Source organism: Candidatus Cryptobacteroides sp., assembly GCF_056207615.1.
The window spans coordinates 1-3,622 of the sequence record NZ_JBAEER010000086.1; the positions used below are offsets into that span (position 1 = coordinate 1).

6 protein-coding genes are annotated in these 3,622 nt (G+C 53.1%); 2 read left to right on the forward strand and 4 right to left on the reverse strand.

All coding sequences use genetic code 11. The features are described from left to right. Positions 1-466: TolC family protein (locus tag AC06ND_RS05325; protein ID WP_475677957.1), on the forward strand; the 466-nt coding region annotated here is incomplete at its 5' end. A 62-nt stretch (positions 467-528) separates the two neighbouring features. Here the strand turns inward: AC06ND_RS05325 and AC06ND_RS05330 are convergent. The 4 genes from AC06ND_RS05330 to AC06ND_RS05345 all read right to left on the reverse strand — a co-directional run bounded on the left by AC06ND_RS05330 (position 529) and on the right by AC06ND_RS05345 (position 3,194). After that, a complete protein-coding gene (locus tag AC06ND_RS05330) occupies positions 529-867 on the reverse strand; it encodes a YegP family protein (RefSeq protein WP_475677958.1) in 339 nt (112 codons plus the stop codon). Positions 868-934: 67 nt separating this feature from the next. Then, on the reverse strand, positions 935-1,777 hold the full coding sequence (locus tag AC06ND_RS05335) for a porin family protein (RefSeq protein WP_475677959.1): 843 nt from the start codon (positions 1,775-1,777) through the stop codon (positions 935-937). A gap of 24 nt (positions 1,778-1,801) precedes the next feature. Then, positions 1,802-2,662: a tRNA (adenosine(37)-N6)-dimethylallyltransferase MiaA gene (miaA, locus tag AC06ND_RS05340; RefSeq protein ID WP_475677960.1), complete on the reverse strand. Its 861-nt coding sequence runs from the start codon at positions 2,660-2,662 to the stop codon at positions 1,802-1,804. Beyond that, entirely contained in the window at positions 2,655-3,194 is a 540-nt protein-coding gene (locus AC06ND_RS05345) for an IS1096 element passenger TnpR family protein (RefSeq protein WP_475677961.1), read from the reverse strand. The genes miaA and AC06ND_RS05345 overlap by 8 nt, the downstream gene beginning before the upstream one ends. 82 nt (positions 3,195-3,276) lie before the next feature. On the opposite strand from AC06ND_RS05345, the gene AC06ND_RS05350 reads away from it, so the two are divergent. Beyond that, on the forward strand, positions 3,277-3,622 hold a 346-nt coding region (locus AC06ND_RS05350), incomplete at its 3' end, for an IMPACT family protein (protein ID WP_475677962.1).

The window sequence follows — 3,622 nt, forward strand, 5'->3', positions numbered from 1 at the left end:
AATCGGCACCAACTACTACACCTCTTCCGGTTATGCTTCGGCCAACTTCGGCCAGCAGGCAAGGTACAACTTCAGCCAGTACCTCGGCCTCAGCCTCAACGTACCTATCTTCGACCGTCTCCAGACCAGGAACCAGATACGTTCGGCAAAGCTCCAGAAGCACAACCAGGAGCTTCAGCTGGAGAGCAGCAAGAAGAGTCTCTACAAGGAGATCCAGCAGGCTTACTACAATGCCGTGGGTGCCCGCGACAAGTATTTCAGCAGCAAGGTGGCAGCCAAGAGCGCCCAGGATGCATTCGACCTCGCAACCGCTAAATACGAGACCGGAAAGTCCGGAATCACCGAGTTCAACGAGTCCAAGACCCGACTTATGTCCGCGGAGTCCGACCTCGCGAAGGCCCGGTTCGAGTATCTCTATCAGTCCGAGCTCCTCGAATTCTATCGAGGAAACGAACTGGAGTTCTAAGGTTCGTGAAACAGAAATGGCGGCCCCGAGGGGTCGCCATCAATATTTTATCGAAGCTTTGCTTATGCCTCAGGAGCGATCTCTACGACCTCTGCCTCAGGAGCGTTCTTCATTACAGAAGCGATTCCGTTCTTGCAACCTGACTCAGATGCGTACATCTGGCTTGAACCGATAACCTGGTGGTTAGCAGCCTTGAGGTTGAAATGGAGCTTACCGTTTGCAGCAGTCTTAACCTCGAACTTGCCCTCGTCAGGAGCGTTCTTCTTAACTGAAGCGATACCGTTCATGCAAGCTCTCTTGGTGGTGTACATCTCTGAAGAGAGGATGATTTCGCCGTTACCGGCCTTGAGGTTGAAGTAGAACTGACCGTTCTTAGCAACCTTAACTTCGAATTTTGCCATAGTCTTTAAGGGGTTTTATTTATGCTTTATGGCACAAATTTATGAAATATCGCTGAATATTAGACAACTATATGGAAAATTTATATGTCAAACCTGCCGTCGACGTATAGGTCTTGTCAAAATAATAACGATAGTTGCCCTGATCATCCTTCTTGATCACGCCATACTCGTCCACATAGACAGGATGGTCCAGAGCAATGTCAAGGCTATAGTAGAGCTGGAGCGCATTATGCTTGTCAATCCTGTACGTAAGGGAGGCCTGCACCTTGTACCTGTCGCAGGCCACATGATTGAATCGAGGGTGCACGCTTCCCGCCTCGGCAGGATCAAGTCCAAGCGTATTGACGTCCACACCGTTGAGCAGAGTCCTCATGTCGACCGAAAGCAAAGGTTCGAGAGGCACATTCTCGAACTTGTATCCCACATTAAATCTGGTACGGAGCATCAGGTCCGCCTTCTGATATCGGTATGGGTTGTATCCGTCAGGACGCGGAGCCGCCTGGAATCTCTCAGTGAGGCTGAAGGTCCATCCTCCAGTCGTATAGAGTCCGGTCACGTCTGTAGTGAACCTGTGTCTGAGGTCCCAGTAGTGCCCCTCGTCATTGGTCTTGAACAGTGACGTGAGTCCGTACGAAGCACCGAACCTGAGGTATTTCAGAGGTCTGTAGGTCAGGCCGAAGGTCGTATTGAGCCTGTCGAAGTTGCGGAATTCCTTGAACCAGGCATCCTCTGTGACAGACAGCTGGAAATTCTTAGGAAGCTTGAATGAAGCCTGTACGCCGATTCGCCCCCTCGAAGTGTGGGTTTCGGTACTGGGATCGTCGTCGATATCGACAAGATCCTGAGAATATGCGGTCTGGGCAATCGCCAGGGCTACTAGCGTCGTAAATATGGTCAGAAGTCTTTTCATGGTCAAGTTTCAAAAATCGTCGGATCACAATGTCATCCATTCAATATCCTTGTCGCGTCCCCACCAGGTCAGCTGCCGCTTGGCGTAGTGTCTGGTATTGCGCTGGATGAGTTCCACGGCCTGCCCGAGGGAACATTTCCCGTCGAAATGGTCGAAGAGTTCCCTGTATCCCACGGTCTGCAGGGCCGGGAGGTCCCTGTAGGCAGACAAGGCCCTTGCCTCGTCGAGCAGTCCGTCATCCATCATCTGGATCACCCTGCGGTTTATCCTGTCATAGAGTACGTCCCGCGGTCGGTTGATGCCAAGCTTCACGATCTCGAAACTTCTTTTCTTGGTCGTGGCGGTCTTGAATGAGGAGAATTTCCTTCCCGTCATAATGCAGACCTCCAGGGCACGCACGACTCGCTGGCCGTTAGCTATGTCAATGGTCTCATAAGATTCGGGGTCGAGACGCTTGAGGTCAAGCCTGAGCGACTCGACGCCCTCGGAGCGGAGGCGCTCCGAAAGCTCCGCACGGAGCTGCTGGTCGGCGGGCGGGAAGTCGTCCAACCCGTTGCACACAGCGTCGATGTAGAATCCCGACCCGCCGGCCATCACGAGCGTCTCGTGGCCTTCGGCAAAGAGACGCTCCAGGAGCGCCACCGCCTCGAGCTCATACTTGCCCGCGGTGTACATCTCGTCATGTATCGAGCGTGTCTGGATGAAATAATGCTGGACGGCCGCCAGCTGTTCCTGACTCGGCACGGCCGTACCTATTGACATCTCCCGGTATATCTGACGCGAGTCACAGGAGATTATCGGTGAACCATACTTGCGCGCGACCTCGATGCTGTAGTCTGTCTTGCCAACGGCAGTCGGTCCAAGTATGATCAGGAGTCTATTCATCCTCGTCGTAGATCTCCTCGGTGTCCTCGTCTACCTCTTCCTCCTCATCGTCGAGATCCTCGTCGTCATCGTCGTAGTCCTCGTCATCCGGATCCTTCCTCTTGTCTGCAGGAAGGTCCTCGAATGCCACATAGCCATTCTCGAACTCGATAGGATCTGGTCCCTTGCTGTCAAGGAGATATGGGTATGCGACACCTACCCTAGGCTTGCCGGCCTCCTCGAGGAAGTCCACGAGCACGCTCTTGACGTTGGTGGTATCGTAGAAGTATACGAAGCTGTCCTGCTCTGCCTTGTGGCAGTCTCCGAGAGTCACATCGTCGATCGTTCCCGCGCCAAGGTCGATCACGCTGTAACGCGCTATCGGCTTACCTGCCGGGTCGACAGCCTTGAAGAGTATGGTCTGGTCCTGAGGGAAATTCATGTCGGCGCGCATCTGCTTGTGGAAGAAATAGAGCGAAGTGCTGTCCTTCACCTCATAGATGCGGAAAAAGCCCTTGATTCCGGGGAGGGAAACTTTGTATCTAAGTATCATAGTCGTCTTATCTGCGTCAGCGAAGATAAGAATTATTTCATCTCTCTTTGCAAATTATTTCAAAAAGGTCTAAATTTGAATCATGGACTCATACAGGAGCATTGCAGGGCCGTCGGAAGGATTGTTCAAGGACAATGGAAGCAGATTCATTGCTCTGGCATATCCGGTAGAGACGGAGCAGCAGGTGAAGGAGATAGTGTCCGGACTCCGCAAGGAGTACTATGACGCCCGACACCACTGCTATGCCTACAGACTGGGCTACAAGGGCGATGTGTTCCGTGCCAGCGATGACGGAGAGCCTTCGGGCTCTGCGGGACGTCCCATACTCGGTCAGATCGACTCTGCCGGGCTGAGCGACATCCTGGTAGTCGTCGTCAGGTATTTCGGAGGCATAAAGCTCGGCATACCCGGACTGATCAGGGCCTACA

Coding starts and splice junctions, on each gene's coding strand:
- AC06ND_RS05330 (WP_475677958.1), bottom strand. CDS start 867: ATGGCAAAATTCGAAGTTAAGGTTGCTAAGAACGGTCAGTTCTACTTC.
- AC06ND_RS05335 (WP_475677959.1), bottom strand. CDS start 1,777: ATGAAAAGACTTCTGACCATATTTACGACGCTAGTAGCCCTGGCGATT.
- miaA (WP_475677960.1), bottom strand. CDS start 2,662: ATGAATAGACTCCTGATCATACTTGGACCGACTGCCGTTGGCAAGACA.
- AC06ND_RS05345 (WP_475677961.1), bottom strand. CDS start 3,194: ATGATACTTAGATACAAAGTTTCCCTCCCCGGAATCAAGGGCTTTTTC.